This is a genomic window from bacterium (genome assembly GCA_026416715.1).
Lineage (GTDB): Bacteria > UBP4 > UBA4092 > JAOAEQ01 > JAOAEQ01 > JAOAEQ01.
Map to the genome: position 1 here is coordinate 1 of JAOAEQ010000036.1, position 18,798 is coordinate 18,798.

The following is an 18,798-nucleotide window of genomic DNA, read 5'->3' on the forward strand; positions in this document are numbered from 1 at the left end:
TCTTCCGCTGATGTAACAATCGCGCTCCTACCAGCGCATCACCGCCGTTGTTCCCTTTACCAACGAAAATCGCGATTCTTTTCGCATCCGGATAATGATGTAAAACCGCTTCTGTAACCGATTTCCCAGCGTGTTCCATCAGATGAAGACTTGGGATAGACCGCTGGTCAATTGCGATGCGGTCGATTTGTTTCATTTGTTCAGCGGTGACGATTTTCATAATACTCTAACCACAAAGACACCAAGATACAAACAATACACCTTTATTTATTTCGACTAATATAATATAAGATTAACGAGTTTTAATCAAGATGTCAATATTTCTGTTATTGCAGTAACCCACATGGGAAAATTCAGTTGGTTCCACAACCTTGAAACTTTACATATATTTAAAGTAAGATAAGATATAGTTTTTATAAGGAAAACCATAAAAAAATTTAATGATGAATTGCACATTATCTTTGCTCTATGGCTAAACCGATTAAATTTATTCTCGGATTCCATAATCATCAGCCGATCGGCAATTTCGAACATGTTTTCGAAGAAGGATATCAAAAAGCATATAAACCGCTGGTAGAAACATTTCTAAACCATCCGCAGTTTAAAATCACCTGGCATTTCACCGGATATCTCTATGAATGGCTGAACCAGCATCATCCGGAATTGAATGATAACCTAAAAACTATGGTAACCCGTGGACAAGCGGAAATGATGACCGGTGGATATTATGAACCTATTCTTTCAGTTATCCCTGAACATGACCGACAAGGTCAAATCCGCAAATTAACTGAGTATGTTAAACAGAAAACAGGATATAACCCCACCGGCGCATGGCTAGCCGAACGAGTCTGGGAACCGCAACTTGCTGGAACGTTTGTTGATGCTGGCATTAAATATACTGTCACTGACGACTCACATTTTCTCTCCGCTGGATTATCGGAAGAAGAGACCTGGGGATATTTTTTAACCGAAGAGCTCGGCAAAACACTAGCAATATTTCCAATCAGTCAAACCTTACGATATACTATTCCATTTCAGGAACCAGGGAAAACCATCGAATTCTTTAAACGAGTTGCGGATAAACCGGGACATCATGTCGTCGTTATGGCGGATGACGGCGAGAAATTCGGTATCTGGCCTGGAACGTATGAACATTGCTATGTTAAAGGATGGCTGAACCGGTTTTTAGACGAAATCGAAAAGAACCTCGATTGGATTGACCCGATAACGTTTTCGGAATGTTTGGCGATGATTCCGCCGCTCGGACGGATTTATCTGCCGACCGCTTCTTATACCGAAATGATGGAGTGGGCGATGCCGACTGCAGCGATTCTCCAATATGAATCTCTGGTTGAAGATTTAGATAAGCAAGGGAAATATAAACCGAATAAGCATTTTATCCGTGGTGGGTTCTGGCGGAATTTTCTGGTTAAATATCCTGAATCGAATAATATCCATAAAAAGATGCTGTATGTCAGCAAGAAGGTGCAAGACCTAGCGACAAGAAACGAAAAAACGCAGGTGCATCCGTTGGTTTTAGCTGCACAAGATGCACTCTGGGCAGGTCAGACCAACTGCGGATATTGGCATGGACTATTCGGCGGACTCTATCTAAATTATTTGCGAGATACCCTCTATCGAAAACTGATTGAAGCGGAAAAACTTGTTGATTCGGTTAACCATAAAACTAAATCTTGGATTGACGTCGACCAGCTTGATTTCGATGCAGATGGTTATCCGGAGATTTTAGTCAATACTGCGCAGTTAAATCTGTATTTCAAACCGAATTATGGCGGTGCATTGTTTGAATTAGATATTAAAAAAATTAATTTTAATCTACTAAATACCTTATCTCGGAAAAAAGAAGCGTATCATGAGAAAATCATCCATGCCCAAGTTCCCTCGCTAACCGAATCGGAAACGCAGGAAACGAAAAGTATCCATGATATAGTGAGAGCGAAAGAAGCGCATCTCGAACAGTATTTACATTACGATTGGTATCAGCGGTATTCGTTACTTGACCATTTTATGCCGGTGAATGCGACGCTCGATGAATTCAGCAAATGCGAATATGCAGAACTCGGTGATTTCGTTAATCAAGCTTATAAATCTGCAATTCGCAATCCACAATCTAAAATCAAAAATGCAGTTGTTGAATTAACGCGGTCTGGGTACGTCTGGTATGAAGGAAAACAGGAACCGATTTGGGTAGGCAAAACCATTCAGATTGCGAAAGATGAACCTGTGATTGATATAAAATATACGGTGAAGAATCTCTCGCAAAAACGGATTGCGGTTAAGTTTGGTATCGAGTTTAACTTTTCGCTTCTTGCGGGGAATGCGGATAACCGATATTATTATTTCCCAGGGAAAGAGTTATCAGATAGAAAACTCGCTAGTTTCGGAGAAATATCAGGTGTAACTGAACTCGGGTTGGTCGATGAATGGCAGAAACTAGATATCAATCTTAAGTTTGATACTCCGGCAACCGTATGGCGATTCCCGATAGAAACGATTTCTAATTCTGAAGCTGGATTCGAACGGGTATATCAGAGTTCAGTTGTTATGCCAAACTGGATCTTAGATTTAGACCCGAATTCATCTTGGCAAATCAAGATTACAAAATCAATTAGTAGCTAAATAGTTTAAAAGGAATCTCGGCGTATCTCTTGAGCAATATGTGCTAGTTGCTTTTACTTCTACGGCACAAGACGCTGAAACCATAAAACAGGATTTACCAAAAAAATGAATTAGCCCGGTCACAATTTGCTGGCAACCAACGATGTGGAACTTCATATAGAATTATTTTATGAAGATGCATCTAAAGAATCTGCTTATTTTATGAGCGTAGCCAATATGCTAACCAAAATTCCTGTGTATTCATATTTTATTGGTTTATCATATAAAATATTAAGCGAGATAACTAGTTTTAATGAAATAGGATTTTCTAATGGCTTGAAAATCGGGAACACGCAAAAAAATATTTAATTATATCCTTCAACAAGATTCAAAAAATATAACCCGTAGAACATTTTTAGGGTTTACGGGAAAAAGTGTTTGGCTATTATATGTCAGGCAGTTCAGCCAATTAACATAGCATTACTGATTTTCGAGCATGGTTTTAAAGCGCAGTGCGTCTTGGAACATAAAAACGTTGTTGAACATAATATATGAACTCGGAATCGGCTCTTCTTCTATGCGCTGTTTGAGATAATGCAAATCTTGTCCGGTATATTGATAACCATATCCACCAATCCCATGCAGTCGCCAATATCGGAAATCTCGGGTTACGCTTGTATTTTTAAACGGGTCAACGATATGAATCAAACCCAGTTCTTCGCAAAGTGATTTGATTATCTTATCATCCCAGTTGCCTCGTGGTTCCCAGCCGAACCGAACCTGTTGTTTCCGTTCAATGGTACTAAAGAACTGTTTCATATTATTGATGTTTTCTGGGGTCGGCTTAAAGCTTGCTGGGCACTGGAAGATAATGAGAGTCGCTTGTAGAATTTCAGCTATCTTTTCGGTCTGTTGATATGCTAAGAAGACTTCATCTGTCGGTTTAAAATTCCCATAATTGTTCTGGTGATTTTTCGGAATAGAAATTCTGGTTCTGCGATACGTTGGGCTTGATGGTAAATGCGTGATTAGCTGCCACGCTTTCATAGTAAACTCAAAATTCGCTGGCGCTAAACTCCGCCAATTAACCGCAAACCGCTCTTCCGGAATTTGATAGAACGTCTGCTGGATTTCGATAATGGTAAAATGCTTGAAGTATTCTTCTTTTCGAACTGGGAAACCGCAACAGCCGATTTTGATCTGGTCAGAATAAGATTGCATATAAGAATATAGTATAGCAAACTGGTTTCGGATAAAAAAAGAGTACGTTCGCTAAAATTCTGGTATAATAAAAAGTATAATAATTCTTTTTTTATGGAGGTTAGCTTATGTATCTATTTCAGTCTGGTAAAGAACCTATTTCTAAACTAGTCTATATTATTATTGGAATAAGCATATTCGTAGCTTGTCCCGCATTTGCTGCTGTGCAAGATTTCACCTTCTGGCAAATTAGCGATATCCATTCGCCATCGTTATCTAGCGCTTCAACGATAGCGCAACTAGCAAAACTTCGGCCGGTATATTTAGCGCCGTTTAAAACCATGAGTCAGCCGCCGTCGTTTATCCTCGCGACTGGTGATTTGACTGAATTCGGGTATCGTGGATGGAGCGCATATACCTCCTATTTCGCACAATATCGCATCCCGATATACCATCAGCTCGGGAACCATGATAATACCCAAGGAGCATTACAGCAGACTATCCGAGAACTATACGGTTCTCCCTATTATTCATTCGATACGTTCGGCTGTCATTTTGTCGGTATCTGTTCGCCGACATTGCATGAACCACTGCCGTCGTTCGGAGTTGAAATGCTGAATTGGCTGAAACAGGATTTGGATAAGGTTGGTCAGAAGACGCCAGTGTTCATTTTTTTCCATCATCCACTCGATGCGAATGAATATGCGACCCCCATTGACCGATATACTTTTTTAGATACGCTCCGTCCGTATAACGTCGTGCTGCTCCTTGTCGGACATGGACATAATGCGGTTGCGTATGATTTCGATGGCATCTCCGGTGTCCAAGGCGGAAGTACCTACGGTGCAAAAGCAGGATATAACGTTATCAATATAACTAAAAATAAACTGCAAGTTGCATATACCTTAGCATCTGAAACTGTAGCAACAATGAACTTGATTGAAAAAGAAATCCCAAGTTCAGCTACCTATCCTATTATTACGATCCATAATCCAACCACGGCACAGGTGATAAATTCCGGTATGCTAACGATTCGCGCAACGATTCGGAATGCGAAAGATGTAAAATCCGCATTCTACCAAATTGATGACGGTGTGAAAATGCCGTTACCGTATTTAGATTTCTATTACGGCACAACAACGACAGTTACCGGATTAATTAATGGGGCGCATTTCGTTAAAGTAAGTTTTATATTAAGTAATACAACCGTTTACCGAACTGTGCGGTTCTATGTCGAAAATCCAGACCTGCCGAAAGCAAAATGGCGGTATCAGCTCGGTGGCTCGAGTAAATCGACGCCGGCAGTCGCTGACGGGATGGTTTATGTCGGTGCGAATGACGGAAAACTCTATGCCTTTTCCGCTGGTGGAACATTTTTCTGGGCATACCAGACGAATGGCGAAATACTCAGTTCTCCGCTAGTATATGGAAATTTAATTTACTTCGGGTCTGGCGATGGAAACGTTTATGCGGTATCACGTGATGGCAAACTCAAATGGAAGTATCAGGTTGGTTCGCCAGTATATTCTTCGCCGGTGATTGAAAACGGCATTATTTATATCGGGTCGAATAGCGGGAAATTCGTTGCGCTCGATGCGTTGACTGGCGAATTGAAATGGCAGAATATCGAACCGAATTATGCTATTGAACAGAAACCGGCGGTACTTAACGGTGTCGTTTATTTCGGAGCGTGGGATTCGTATATTTACGCTCTGGATGGGCAGACCGGAAAAACCCGATGGCATAGTCAAGCGGCAGGGAGCGCGTTTCGGACTGCAGCCAAAGAATATTATAGTGCGGCAGATTGTCCGCCGGTGATTTCACGAAATACAAGTTTAGTTTTCTTTACCGATCGCGACTTTCGACTCAGCGCTATTGATATCCAATCCGGTGCGATATCCTGGTCAACCACGAACTGTGTCGGAGTCGGTATCTCTCGAGCGCAAGATGCGTTATATGTACGGAAATTCAGCGGGGATAACCAGCTTGAAAAAGTTAAACTCGACGGAACTTTACTCTGGAGTGCTCCCGTCGTATTGAATCGTTCCCCGATGCGGTTTCCGACTGCGCCGATTGAAAAAGATGGGCTGGTGTATGTCTGTTCCTGCGACGGACGACTCTATGCTATTGATGCGAAAGATGGAAAAATCCTCTGGCAATATCAGGTCACTGCTGGGTCGTATATCATGAATTCTGTTGCAGTCGCTGATGGTGTGGTATATGTTTCTGCAATGGATGGAACCCTTTCAGCGATTAGCAAATGAAAGCTAACTTAAGAACTAAAGAATTAAAGAACGTAAGAACATAAAAACATTTTTGTTCCTCCGTTCTTCCGTTTCTCCGTTTTTTAGTTATGAAAATAAATCAGATTGGTGAATTTGAGCTTATCGAGCGGCTCGCTCGTTCCTTGGATAAACCAGGAGCGAATGTTATTGTTGGTATCGGAGACGATGCGGCTGTGATTGATATCGGAACCTCCGAATATCTTCTATTCACGACTGATATGCTGGTTGAAAACATCCATTTTTCTCGGAAGTATGCGACCGGGTATCAAATCGGCTGGCGCGCAATAGCAGCGAATATCAGCGATATTGCGGCTATGGGCGGACTTCCTGGAGTAGCGGCGGTATCGCTTGGTGTCGCTGGTGATGTAGAAGTAGAATGGGTTGAAGAAGTATATAAAGGAATGCGGGAGTTAGCGGCGAAATATAAAGTTGATATCATCGGCGGGGATACCGTTTCCTCGCCGCAGATTATTATTAATATTGCATTAACCGGGCAAGTTAGTATATCAAATCTATCGTTGCGGTCACACGCGCAACTCGGCGATTTAATCCTAGCGACCGGTGATTTCGGCGGTTCCGCTGCCGGACTTGAGCTGTTACAGAACATTCCATCCGAAATCCGAAACCCGAAATCCGAATTGAATTATGTTATTGCGAGACATCTGACCCCCGAACCACGAATTGAAGCTAGTCAGATTATTGCCAGTCATCCGTTATGTCATGCGTTAACCGATTCTAGCGATGGACTGGCTAGCGATTTACGAAACATTGGACTTGCAAGCGGAGTTGGCGCGAAAGTCTATGCGGACAAAATCCCAATTCACGGAACAACGAAAAAGGTTGCAGAACTAGCGAACAAGAATCCGATTGAATTTGCTCTCCAAGGCGGAGAAGATTACGAACTGGTTTTCACCATGCCGCCAGATGCGGCTCTCGATGTTAAAACTGAAGTTGAACAGAAACTCAATCTGCCGATTTCAATCCTTGGCGAAATCGTTCCGAAAGAACAGGGGATAACCCTAATTCATCCTGACGGTTCGTCAGAACTACTTACACGATTTGGATATAATCATTTCATAAAATAATCCTTACCACCTGCTGGTGTAAAAAAAACCGAACAATAACATGTTTCACTTCTTAGTCTATGATTGTAGGAACATACTTCTTTACCTCGGCATGGATGGACGAAATCATGATGTACCTAAATTCAAGGTCTAGTGGTTAAGACTGCTTCTCTTTGTTCTAATAAACCAGTATAGCCCGTAACTCGAATTAATTCAGAGCTAAAAGTAAATTTTTTATCCACAATATCGCTGCTCTGGAAATATGTTAGCAATCCGGGAGTATCTACGAACGAGATGGTATCTCGTTCGTAGATACTCCAGAAGATGAACCGAGGTTAGGATTATCTTCTTAAACAATTTATACTATGGAGTTATGATGGTAAATAAGAACATAAACCCAATAGATTTTCTACTGAGTTTCGGTTCGAGATGGTCTTTGCTCTTTTAGAAGGAGAAAACATTCTGAACTAGCAAATAGTGTAAGAAATAGAAAAAATATATTCTATTGAAAAATCTAGAGTAACGAGAAATAATGCTTGATAATCAGCATTTATCATTTTACAAACTTATGCGCTGTAAGGTATAATATATTAGTGAAGAGTCATAGGTTTTTCATTCTGGAGGAAAATAATCAATGGCGTCAACTTCTCAGCCATCAAAAACGTATTGTGCTAAAGGTCAACGGGACTGTAAACGGTTCGAATTGAAAGGGCAATGTGAAGGCGATTGTCCGATAGTTGTTCGGGAACAAAAACTCGCTGCCGAAGGAAAACTACCGAAAGTAAAAAAGAGTTTAGCGGAACTCTATCACGAACCGGTTGATGTTGATATCCCGTTTGAATTAGCGGATTTGGTAGCGATAACCGGTCCGGAATATGTTGAGTATATGTCCAAACCGGAATTATCGATTGCCCGATTTAATATATTGCTATCGCAGAAAAAAAATACGACCAAACATTGAATAGATATTGAGCAGGATACTTTAAAATCGAAAATTGCAGGGCGGGTTTAGTCTTGAAGTTTCATTGACATCAAACAGTTCTAAATGATAGAATAGTATTCCAAAATTGAAATGTCTGAAGGTGTATTCCGGTCGAAATGAAACCGGTTTTTTTGTGTCTTCTGAAATAACTGAAAAAACGAAATTGGAGCTATGGCAAACCCGAATCAAAAAATTACTATCGAACAAGAAATGCAGCTCGGTTTCCTCGACGAAATCTACTCCATACCGGCTGGCGAAAAAATAAAAGATTGTATTCAATGTGGAACTTGTACGGGGTCATGTCCTGTGAGTTTCGTTATGGATCATGCGCCACGAAAATTATGGGCGATGATTCGAGCTGGTATGCGGGACGAAGTATTATCCAGTAACACTATTTGGCTCTGTGCATCATGTTATTCCTGTGCCGTTCGCTGCCCGCAAGAAATCAAAATTACCGATGTAATGTATGCGTTGAAACAACTGGCGATGAAAGATAAAAAATTCGCTAAAGATGTAACCGCACCGATATTTGCAAAATATTTCGTCCAAATTATCAATCGCTACGGGAGAAACCATGAACCGGAATTGCTGGTTCGATACTATTTAAAAGCCAATCCGCTGGCGATGCTCAAAAACTCGTGGTTAAGTTTACAACTTATCCGGCGTGGTCGGTTCCCGTTTTTTCCCGAACGGATTAAAGGGATTAAATCCCTGCGGAAAATGATGAAAAAAGCGCAATCGCTCGATGAACTTAGATAGAAACAAATTCGAATATTTAAATCCGAAATGACTGAATCCAAATTACATTCCTAAAAAAGGTTGATTTTGGAATTAATTAACGATTAATTTGGATTTTGAACTTTGGATTTTGGATTTGCATTAACTATGCGATATGCTTATTATCCCGGCTGTTCATTAAGCGCTACAGCAAAAGCGTATGATATTTCATCCAAAGTGGTGAGTAAAGAGCTGGGAATTGAATTCGAAGAACTCGAAGATTGGAACTGTTGCGGTGCCACAGCGTATCTTTCAGTAACTGAACTCCTATCGTTTACCTTTTCCGCTCGGAACCTAGCGTTAGCCGAAAAGATGGGGTTGGATATTGTCGCGCCATGTAGTTCTTGTTTTACCATATTAAATAAAACCAACCTGTATCTTGCTGAATACCCAGATTTGAAACGGAAAGTTGACATTGCGCTCGCAGAAGGCGGGTTGAAGTATTCCGGTAATGTTAAAGTCCGCCATCTTTTAGACGTTTATGTCAACGATATCGGCTATCAAAAAATCAAATCGAAAATGAAACGAGACCTAAAAGGATTGAATGTCGCCTGCTATTACGGTTGCCAAATCGTCAGACCCAAAAATAATTTTGATGACCCGGAAATGCCGACTTCGTTAGATGAATTAGTTACGACGTTAGGCGCGACTCCGGTACATTATCCAGTGAAAACAAAATGTTGCGGTAGTTCTCTCATGGGAACAAAAGAAGAGTTAGCCTTGCAGTTAGTTAATAATTTATTAATGTGTGCCGTAGATAATCAAGCGGATTGTATTGTAACCACTTGTCCGTTATGCCAGATAAATCTTGATGCATTTCAAGGTAAAGTTAATCGGAAGTTTAAAACTAACTATGCGATACCGACTTTGTTCTTTCCGCAGTTGGTTGGATTAACGTTACCAATTCCTGTTGACGATTTAGCGATTCATAAAGGGATAGTATCGGCAGTTAACGTATTAGAAAAGCTTAAAATATAACTTGAAAAACTAAAAAATGTAACAACGTAAAGAAATAAATAAACCAAGTTTGTTTTTTTCGGTTCTTCAGTTTTTCTGAAGTTAAGAATTATTATGAGCCATAAAATCGGAGTATATGTTTGTCATTGTGGAACGAATATCGCCGGAAAAGTTAATATTTCCGACGTAGTCGAATTTGCGAAAACTTTGCCAGAAGTAGCGATTGTTCGTGAATATAAATTCATGTGTTCCGACCCGGGACAGGATTTAATCAAGCGGGATATTAAAGACTTGGGATTAGACCGGGTTGTAGTTGCGTCCTGTTCTCCATTAATGCATGAATCGACGTTCCGAAAAGCTTGCGAACAGGCTGGATTGAATCCTTATTTATTCCAGATGGCGAATATCCGAGAACAATGTTCGTGGGTAACGGAAGACCCGGATAAAGCGACGTTGAAAGCGAAAGCGTTAGTCAGTGCAGCTGTTCGGAAAGCAATCGAACTCGAACCGTTGGAAAAGAAAGAAGTAGCGATAAATCCGAATGTGTTAATCGTCGGCGGCGGTATTGCTGGAATCCAAGCGGCATTAGAAATCGCGAACGCTGGGAAAAAAGTGTATCTGGTTGAAAAAGAGCCGTCAATCGGTGGACATATGGCGCAATTTGATAAAACCTTCCCGACTTTAGATTGTGCCGCGTGTATTTTAACTCCGAAAATGGTTTCCGTTGGAAAACATGAAAATATCGAATTGTTAAGTTATAGTGAAGTGGTGGATTTTTCCGGGTTCATTGGGAATTTTAAAGTTAAAATTAACCGGAAAGCGCGATTTGTTGAAGAAGATAAATGCAATAGTTGCGGGCTATGCTGGGGGAGTTGTCCGGCAACGATGCTTCCGAAAAAGCGAGTGATTAAACTCGGCAATCGAGTGATTAAGAAAACATAATCGATAGGATTGTTCGTTTTGATAAATCATAGGTATCGGTTTAGAGAATAAACGGTTTTGTCACATTGAACAACCGACTCTTAACTGAAATTTCAACTAGGTAACGAGATTGAGACAATGGATATTGCAATGAGTCAATTTATCGAACAAACCTGCCAGAAATATGCCAATAGCAAAGAAGCGTTGGTGATGATTCTGCAGGATGTGCAGAAGCGCTATAAAGGATTATCCGAACCGGCGTTACGCGAAATTGCGCAGCGACTTCAAGTTCCGCTATCGCAGGTATATGGTGTTGCGAGTTTCTATAAAGAGTTCCAGATTCAGGAATTAGGGTAAACCCCGAATTAGGGATAGATATCGATTATGTTCTCCTAAATCTAAAATAGGGATTACGCAAAGTAAATTATCTATATAAATAAAACGATTGAGAGAACCACTAGCGTCGCGCATTTATTTAGAAACAAAAAAGCGTTCGGGTTTTTAACCTAAAATGCACATAATAGCTATAGACTGAATTGAGTGTATGCTGAAGATAAAAACGATAGACGATTTACATCAAATACATCATCAGGCGGATAAACAACTGTATCCGGATAAGATAAAGATTACCGTTGGTGTTTCTTCCTGTGGTATTTCAGCCGGTGCAGATTTGGTTTTCAGAAAGATTCAGGAGAAAGTTGACCAATTACATTTTGACGCTATCGTTGCATCGACCGGGTGTATTGGATACTGTCAGCAGGAACCGATTGTTGCGGTTCGAAAACCGAATCAACCGGTAGTATTCTATGGAAAAGTTGATGTGAAAAAGGCGGAAGAGATTGTCACCGGCCTAAAAACCGGGAAAATGGTTACTGATTCTATCCTAGGAAAACTCGAGCAGAACGAAACGTTACTCAATCCGCATCAGCATCAATATTCAGTGTTGCCGGGTAATTCCGAGTATGCGCATATTCCTTCCTTATTCGAGCTACCGTTCTATAGCAAGCAAAAAAGAGTTATAACTCGCAACTGCGGTTTTATCAATCCGGATAGTATTGAAGAATATATTGCGCAGGGTGGATACTATTCACTCTATCAAGTCTTATCGCAAAAGATAGCTTCTGACGCGATTGTATCCGAACTGAAAACTGCTAGACTTCGGGGACGGAGCGGGGAAGGATTTCCTACAGCATTGAAATGGGAAGCAGCGAAAAAAGTTGAAGCACCGGTGAAATATATTATTTGTAACGGGAGTGAATGCGATCCGATTGCTGTGAAAGACCGGCTCCTGTTCGAAAGTGACCCGCATGCGGTCATTGAAGGAATGCTCATTGGCGCATATACTATCGGAGCAAAAGAGGGATATATCTATCTTCGGAGTTCGTATACCCGAGCAATCGAAAAAATTCAGAATGCTATCCAACAAGCGGAACGATATGGACTATTAGGCGATGATATTTGCGGAACCGGATTTTCATTTAAACTCAAAGTTATTCGCGGCGCTGGCTCGTATATGACAGCTGCGGCAACTGCGTTACTCGCTGCTATTGAAGGGTTTGTTCCGGAACCGAGAGCGAAATATGTCCATGTCCTTGAACAAGGGCTTTATAATAAACCTACTGTCATTAATAGTCCGGAAACATTAGCGAATATCCCAGTGATTATTGGTCGAGGCGGTACGTGGTTTGCTGGGATCGGAACGGAGAGAAGTAAAGGAACCAAATTGTTTACCCTTTCCGGTGCGATTAAAAATTCCGGAATTATTGAAATCCCGATGGGAATAACCATCAAAGAAATTATAACTGATATCGGGGAAGGTGCATCTCCTGCAAATACCATTAAAGGAATCCATTTCGGTGGTCCTTCCGGCGGAATCTTATCACTCAACAGCGGAACGGAAAAATCCTTTGCAGAAACTGCGGTTGATTTCGAGCAATTAGCTGCTGCTGGAAGCACTATCGGTAGCGGAAGCATTTTTGTTATTCCCAAAAACCTTTGTATAGTCGATTATCTAAAATCGCATGTTGATTTTCTCAAAGAAGAAATTTGCGGTAAATGCACCCCGTGCAGAGAAGGTATCCGCAATATTTCCCGGATATTAACTGCAATTAGTAATGGGAAAGGAAACGAACAAGATTTAGATTTATTACAAGAAATCGCTGCAGTGATGATTGATACGTCATTATGCGAAATTGGGGTTACTGCAACGAATCCGATTTTAAGCAGTCTCGTTTATTTTAACGAAGAATATCGGAGTCATATCCGAGATAAAACATGTCGTATCAAACCCGGTTCGGCAGCGAAACCACCGAACCTAAACGCTAAAATGGTATGGTAATATGAGTCCACTCACTACGGTTAACTTTACGATTAATGGAATTCAGGTTAAAGCAGAAAAGGGTACTCCGCTTATCCAATCGGCTAGTAAACTGGGGATACCGATCCCGGCATTATGTACTTACGAACATATGGAACCCTATGGTGCATGTCGTCTTTGTGTCGTGGAACTCCATCGGGGTAATCGCAGTCGGTTGGTAACCGCCTGCAACTATCCAGCAAGTGAAGGTATCGCGATTGTAACCGATAGTCCACGTGTCCAGCGTGCTCGAAAAATGAATCTCGAATTTCTGCTCGGACAGAATGCTAATGTTCCGGTTATTCAGGATTTAGCGAAACAGTATGGGATAACCGAATCTCGGTTCGGAAAAGAACCAGGCGGATGTATTCTTTGCGGATTATGTGTTCGGATATGTGATGAAGTGGTTGGCGCCCATGCATTAACCTTCGCTCATACTGGATGCAATCGAGAAGTAGCCGTTCCGTTTAATAAAGAATCGGATGCGTGTATCGCTTGCGGTGCCTGTGCGTTTGTCTGTCCAACCGGCTACATAAAAGTTGAAGATTATAAAAACCGAAAAATCGTTCATTCAGAATTAACCCTGGGCCCGAAAACCCCCATTTATGTTCCAACCCTACAATCCGTTCCGAACGTTCCGGTGATTGATAAAGAAAGTTGTATCCATTTTAAAACTGGTAAATGTAAAATCTGCGCTAAAATCTGCGAATCTCGCGCAATTGACCATACCATGCAAGATAAAACGGTTGAAATTGAAGTTGGGACAGCGATTATTGCTACCGGATTCAAGCCATTCGATCCGAGTGTTTTGACTCAATATGGATATGGAAAATACGACAACGTCCTAACTGCGCTAGAGTTTGAACGACTGAACTGCGCTGCCGGACCAACCGGCGGAAAAGTGTTGATGACGAACGGTGAACCGCCGAAAAGTATCGCTATTTTGCATTGTATCGGGAGTCGGGATAAACAATATAACGAATATTGTTCTCGGGTCTGTTGTATGTATGCCTTGAAATTTGCGCATCTGGTGAAAGAAAAAACGAATGCGGAAGTATACGATTTATATTTAGATTTACGCTGTTTCGGAAAAGGATATGAAGAATTTTATCATCGCTTATTGGAGGAAGATGTGCGGTTTATTCGCGGAAAAGGTGCGGAAGTATCGGATTTTGCTATCTATCCCGGTGAAAAAGGAAAATTGATTGTGCGCGTTGAAGATACGTTATTAGGTCTTGTCCGTCGGATTCCGGTGGATATGGTAGTGCTCTGTACGGCGTTAGAAGCGGCAGAAAATGCGAAAGAAATTGCGCGCATGTTCTCGATAAGTCAAGGGAAAGACCGATTCTTTATCGAAAAACATCCGAAACTTGGGCCAGTAGCAACAAATACCGATGGAATTTTCATTGCTGGAGTCTGTCAGGGACCGAAAGATATTCCGGATACAGTTGCGCAAGGGTCAGCCGCAGCGGCGGCCGTATTATCGCTAATTATGAAAGGAAGCGCAGAAATCGAATCGGCGGTATCGGTAATAGACCCTGACTTATGTAGTGGGTGTAAAATCTGCAATGAACTATGTCCCTATGCAGCGATACTATTCAATGCGGATAAGAAAATTTCTGAAATTAATGAAGCATTATGTAAAGGTTGTGGGACATGTGCTGCCGCGTGCCCGAGTGGAGCAATCACGGCGCGCCATTTTACTACGAAACAAATTATGTCTGAAATTGAAGGGGTTCTTTTATAAAAAATCCAAATGTCACATAAATCGTTCAATAACTCAAATTTTTAATGTCGGGTTCACTGGTTCAATGATTAAACGATTTATTTAGATTTTTTTGGAATTAGGTTTTTGGGGTCATTAAGCCATGGCTGAGTTTGAACCGAAAATAGTAGGATTTTTATGTAACTGGTGTTCTTATACCGGTGCGGATTTAGCTGGCACTTCGCGGAAAAAATATGCGCCGAATGTTCGCGTTATTCGTGTGATGTGTAGTGGCAGAGTTGAGCCGACCTTTGTTTTAAAAGCGTTTGAAGAAGGAGCGGATGGCGTATTGATACTTGGTTGTCATCCGGGCGATTGTCATTATGCGGAAGGAAACTATAAAACCATGCGGCGATATCCGTTACTCAAAAAAATGTTGACCCAATTAGGATTAGAAGAAGGACGAATTCGGCTCGATTGGGTATCAGCATCGGAAGGCGACCGGTTTGCTGAAGTAGTCAATGAAATGACAGAACAGGTACGTAAACTCGGTCCGTTAAACTGGAAACAACGCGTGCAAAGTCTTGAAATGAAAGAAGAAAAACCTGAACATAACAACAAATAGATATATTATCCTATATTATCTATGAGCAAATTAAAATTAGCATTATATTGGGCAGGTGCATGTGGCGGATGCGATGTTGCGGTGTTGGATACGAACGAAAAAATTTTCGATATTGCTAAGGTAGCAGATATTGTTCTCTGGCCAATTGCGCTCGACCATAAATATCAAGCAGTTAAAACGATGGCTGACGGTGAAATTGACGTCGCGTTATTCAACGGTTGTATTCGCAATTCGGAAAATGAAGAGTTAGCGCATCTGCTCCGGCAAAAAGCAAAAATTCTCGTTGCGTTTGGTTCCTGTTCTCATCTTGGCGGGATTCCTGGTCTCGCGAATTTAGCGTCCGCTCAGCAAGTGTTTGATATTGTCTATCAGCAGACATTTTCTACCGTTAATCCGGATAAAATAGTTCCTCAGCCGAAAGTTACGGTTCCGGAAGGAGAATTGTATCTCCCGGTATTCTATAATACCGTAAGTACATTGGCACAGATAGTTGCTGTAGATTATTATGTTCCTGGTTGTCCCCCAGCGGTACATCAGATTGTGGCGGTCTGGCAAGCGATAGCTAGCGGCAATCTCCCGCCAAAAGGGTCGGTAGTCGGTGCATCGAATAAAACGCTCTGTGATGAATGTGAACGGAAAAAAGAAGAGAAAAAAATAACTAAATTTTCTCGACCACATACCGTGGTTCCGGATAAAGAACGGTGTTTTTTAGAACAAGGAATCATTTGTATGGGACCGGCGACTCGTGGTGGATGTGGGCTTCGTTGTATAAAATCAATGATGCCATGTCGAGGTTGCTACGGACCAGCACCAGGCGCAATTGACCAAGGAGCGAAAATGATTAGTGCGGTTTCCTCGATTATTGATTCGAAAGACCCGAACGAAATCCAAAAGACTATTGACCAGATAGAAGACCCGATTGGAACGTTCTATCGGTTTAGTTTACCGCAATCATTATTAAAACGTAGTAAACTCGATAAAGATGATGCCGGTTAACCCTGTATTTGCTTCTTGCTACTTTATCCTGAATACTGAACGAAAGGAGGCTTCACCGCTTTATGAAACGTATATCCATTGACCCGATAACTCGGTTGGAAGGTCACGGGAAAATCGAGATTTTCCTAAACGATGCCGGAAATGTCGAAAATTGCTATTTCCAAGTACCAGAATTACGTGGGTTTGAACGGTTCTGTGTCGGTCGGCCGGTAGAAGAGCTACCGCGGATAGTAACACGAATTTGCGGCGTTTGACCCGGCGCGCATCATATGGCCTCGGGTAAGGCCGTAGACGCAGTATATCATGTAGAGATACCGTCTGTGACTAAAAAACTTCGTGAACTTTTCTATTGTGCGCATTATCTCCACAGTCATATCGCGCATTTCTATGCGTTAGCGGCACCAGATTTTGTGCTCGGTCCTGATTCCGACCCGGCGAAACGGAATATCCTCGGTGTTGTTGAGAAAGTCGGATTAGAAATCGGCGGTGAAGTTATCAAACATCGAGCGTATGCGCAGGATATCCAGACGATTATTAGCGGTCGTGCAACCCATTTAGTTTGGTCGCTACCTGGTGGAGTAAGTAAAGGAATATCGAAAGAAGACCGAGACAGAATTGAACAGATGGGCAAATCCTTACTTGAATTTGCTAAATTCTCAGTTAAACTGTTTGAAGATGTGGTATTGAAAAATCAAGCCTATGTAGATTTGATTCTCGGCGATGCCTACAAATACCCAACCTATTATATGGGGTTAGTAGATAAGAATAATAACGTTAATTTCTACGACGGCGATATTCGCGTTGTTGACCATGACGGAAAAGAATTTCATAAATATAAACCTGCGGAATATTTGGATTATATTGCAGAGCATGTTGAACCATTTACCTATTTAAAATTCCCATATCTGAAAAAGGTTGGCTGGAAAGGGTTTGTCTTCGGGAAAGATAACGGGCTCTATCGTGCGGCACCGTTAGCGCGATTAAACGCCGCTGATGGTATGGCAACGCCACTAGCGCAAGCGGAATATGAGAAGTTCTATAGCACGCTTGGCGGAAAACCGGTTCATGCGACGCTGGCGATGCATTGGGCACGGTTAGTTGAACTCGTTTATGCCGCAGAACGATTAATGGAACTGGTGAGCGATCCGGAGATTACCGACCCAAATGTCCGGGTTATCCCGACAGCGACTCCGACTGAAGGAGTCGGTGTGGTTGAAGCGCCACGGGGAACGTTATACCATCACTATGTGACCGACGAAAAAGGGATTGTTACCAAAGTAAACCTGATTGTTGGAACGACTAACAATCATGCAGCTATTTCGCTCTCAATCAAACAAGCAGCTGAAAAACTGATTACCGCAGGGAAAGTGGTAACCGAAGGATTGTTAAATATGGTCGAAATGGCGTTCCGGGCGTATGACCCATGTTTCAGTTGTGCAACCCATACGCTTCCTGGCGAGATGCCGTTAACCATCGAAATCTACGATAAAGAACGGAATCTGCTTCAGAGAGTCAGCCGACAGTAGCGGTTTGATTTGTTAAACCCGAGTATGATTAATTATTTGAAAAGCAAGTTATCCATTGGATAACTTGCTTTTTTATTGTATAGTATTTAGGAGTCTCGTTATTTAGCTTTAAGTGATTTGACATCCATTTGATCTTGCTTTTTCTATGAAGACACTCATTCTCGGTCTCGGTAACGATATCCTATGCGATGACGGTGTCGGCATCCATATTGCTAACCAGATTAAAGAAATTTTAGCCAGTCGTGCAGAATTCCGCAACCCGCATTTTGCAAACCGCAACCAGATTCTTGATGTGAAAACTACGACGCTAGCCGGATTCAATCTGCTCGACCTGCTGACCGGTTACGATCGGGTTATTCTGATTGATGCGATTAAAACCAATACCGGAAAAGTAGGTGAAATATATCAGTTAACCCCTGATAGTTTTAAGACTACCCCACGATTATTTTCGTTCCATGATATCGATTTGCCGACCGCATTAGAACTGGCTAAACGATTGAATATCCCGATGCCGCAAGAAATTAAAATATTCGCTATCCAAGTTCAGGATACCGAAACCTTATCCGAAACCTGCACGCCAGAAGTTGCTGCGGCGATCCCGCACGTTATCAATTTGATTTTTCAGACGGTAGAAATTTAACTTCGGCATGAACTAGATGAAATAATTGTATACCAATAGAGTCGAAAGGATAACCATTCAATATGAATTGGAAATTATTGTTGAGTTCGTTTCTGATGATATTTATTGCCGAGTTGGGAGATAAAACGCAATTAGCGACATTTAC

At 41.6% G+C, this 18,798-nt stretch carries 15 protein-coding genes and 1 pseudogene; 14 read left to right on the forward strand and 2 right to left on the reverse strand.

The genetic code is table 11. The annotated features are described in order from the left end of the window. The coding region (locus N3A72_11900; GenBank protein MCX7920278.1) for a bifunctional ADP-dependent NAD(P)H-hydrate dehydratase/NAD(P)H-hydrate epimerase at positions 1 to 220 on the reverse strand (220 nt) is incomplete at its 3' end. A 248-nt stretch (positions 221 to 468) separates the two neighbouring features. On the opposite strand from N3A72_11900, the gene N3A72_11905 reads away from it, so the two are divergent. Beyond that, positions 469 to 2,640 carry a DUF1926 domain-containing protein gene (locus tag N3A72_11905; protein MCX7920279.1) on the forward strand — a complete coding sequence of 724 codons (2,172 nt, stop codon included), beginning with the start codon at positions 469 to 471 and terminating at the stop codon, positions 2,638 to 2,640. A gap of 459 nt (positions 2,641 to 3,099) precedes the next feature. On the opposite strand, the gene N3A72_11910 is transcribed toward N3A72_11905, so the two are convergent. After that, positions 3,100 to 3,840 carry a DUF72 domain-containing protein gene (locus N3A72_11910; GenBank protein ID MCX7920280.1) on the reverse strand — a complete coding sequence of 247 codons (741 nt, stop codon included), beginning with the start codon at positions 3,838 to 3,840 and terminating at the stop codon, positions 3,100 to 3,102. A 107-nt stretch (positions 3,841 to 3,947) separates the two neighbouring features. Here N3A72_11910 and N3A72_11915 point away from each other — a divergent pair, with 107 nt between their 5' ends. The 13 genes and pseudogenes from N3A72_11915 (at position 3,948) to N3A72_11975 (ending at position 18,653) form a co-directional block, all read left to right on the forward strand. After that, the gene (locus tag N3A72_11915; protein ID MCX7920281.1) at positions 3,948 to 6,083 is read left to right on the forward strand and encodes a PQQ-binding-like beta-propeller repeat protein; all 2,136 of its coding nucleotides are present in this window, start codon (positions 3,948 to 3,950) and stop codon (positions 6,081 to 6,083) included. Positions 6,084 to 6,172: 89 nt separating this feature from the next. Next, positions 6,173 to 7,189, forward strand: a complete 1,017-nt coding sequence (gene thiL / locus N3A72_11920; GenBank protein ID MCX7920282.1) for a thiamine-phosphate kinase — start codon at positions 6,173 to 6,175, stop codon at positions 7,187 to 7,189. A gap of 613 nt (positions 7,190 to 7,802) precedes the next feature. Further along, on the forward strand, positions 7,803 to 8,129 hold the full coding sequence (locus N3A72_11925) for a hypothetical protein (GenBank protein ID MCX7920283.1): 327 nt from the start codon (positions 7,803 to 7,805) through the stop codon (positions 8,127 to 8,129). Between the two features lie 192 nt (positions 8,130 to 8,321). Beyond that, positions 8,322 to 8,909, forward strand: a complete 588-nt coding sequence (locus N3A72_11930; protein MCX7920284.1) for a 4Fe-4S dicluster domain-containing protein — start codon at positions 8,322 to 8,324, stop codon at positions 8,907 to 8,909. Positions 8,910 to 9,011: 102 nt separating this feature from the next. After that, positions 9,012 to 9,905, forward strand: a complete 894-nt coding sequence (locus tag N3A72_11935; protein MCX7920285.1) for a CoB--CoM heterodisulfide reductase iron-sulfur subunit B family protein — start codon at positions 9,012 to 9,014, stop codon at positions 9,903 to 9,905. 93 nt (positions 9,906 to 9,998) lie between these two features. After that, a pseudogene (locus N3A72_11940) lies at positions 9,999 to 10,748 on the forward strand (FAD-dependent oxidoreductase). A 195-nt stretch (positions 10,749 to 10,943) separates the two neighbouring features. After that, on the forward strand, positions 10,944 to 11,162 hold the full coding sequence (locus N3A72_11945) for an NAD(P)H-dependent oxidoreductase subunit E (GenBank protein MCX7920286.1): 219 nt from the start codon (positions 10,944 to 10,946) through the stop codon (positions 11,160 to 11,162). A gap of 187 nt (positions 11,163 to 11,349) precedes the next feature. Then, positions 11,350 to 13,143, forward strand: coding sequence for an NADH-quinone oxidoreductase subunit F (locus N3A72_11950; protein ID MCX7920287.1), 1,794 nt, complete (start codon positions 11,350 to 11,352; stop codon positions 13,141 to 13,143). 1 nt (position 13,144) lies between these two features. Next, positions 13,145 to 14,908: a 4Fe-4S binding protein gene (locus N3A72_11955; protein ID MCX7920288.1), complete on the forward strand. Its 1,764-nt coding sequence runs from the start codon at positions 13,145 to 13,147 to the stop codon at positions 14,906 to 14,908. A 121-nt stretch (positions 14,909 to 15,029) separates the two neighbouring features. Beyond that, positions 15,030 to 15,491 (forward strand): hydrogenase iron-sulfur subunit, encoded by a 462-nt coding sequence (locus N3A72_11960; GenBank protein ID MCX7920289.1) that lies wholly within the window; start codon positions 15,030 to 15,032, stop codon positions 15,489 to 15,491. Between the two features lie 21 nt (positions 15,492 to 15,512). Next, positions 15,513 to 16,487, forward strand: a complete 975-nt coding sequence (locus N3A72_11965; protein MCX7920290.1) for an oxidoreductase — start codon at positions 15,513 to 15,515, stop codon at positions 16,485 to 16,487. A 62-nt stretch (positions 16,488 to 16,549) separates the two neighbouring features. Beyond that, positions 16,550 to 18,013 carry a Ni/Fe hydrogenase subunit alpha gene (locus N3A72_11970; GenBank protein ID MCX7920291.1) on the forward strand — a complete coding sequence of 488 codons (1,464 nt, stop codon included), beginning with the start codon at positions 16,550 to 16,552 and terminating at the stop codon, positions 18,011 to 18,013. 145 nt (positions 18,014 to 18,158) lie between these two features. Next, positions 18,159 to 18,653, forward strand: a complete 495-nt coding sequence (locus N3A72_11975) for a hydrogenase maturation protease (GenBank protein ID MCX7920292.1) — start codon at positions 18,159 to 18,161, stop codon at positions 18,651 to 18,653. The last annotated feature ends 145 nt before the right edge of the window (positions 18,654 to 18,798 follow it).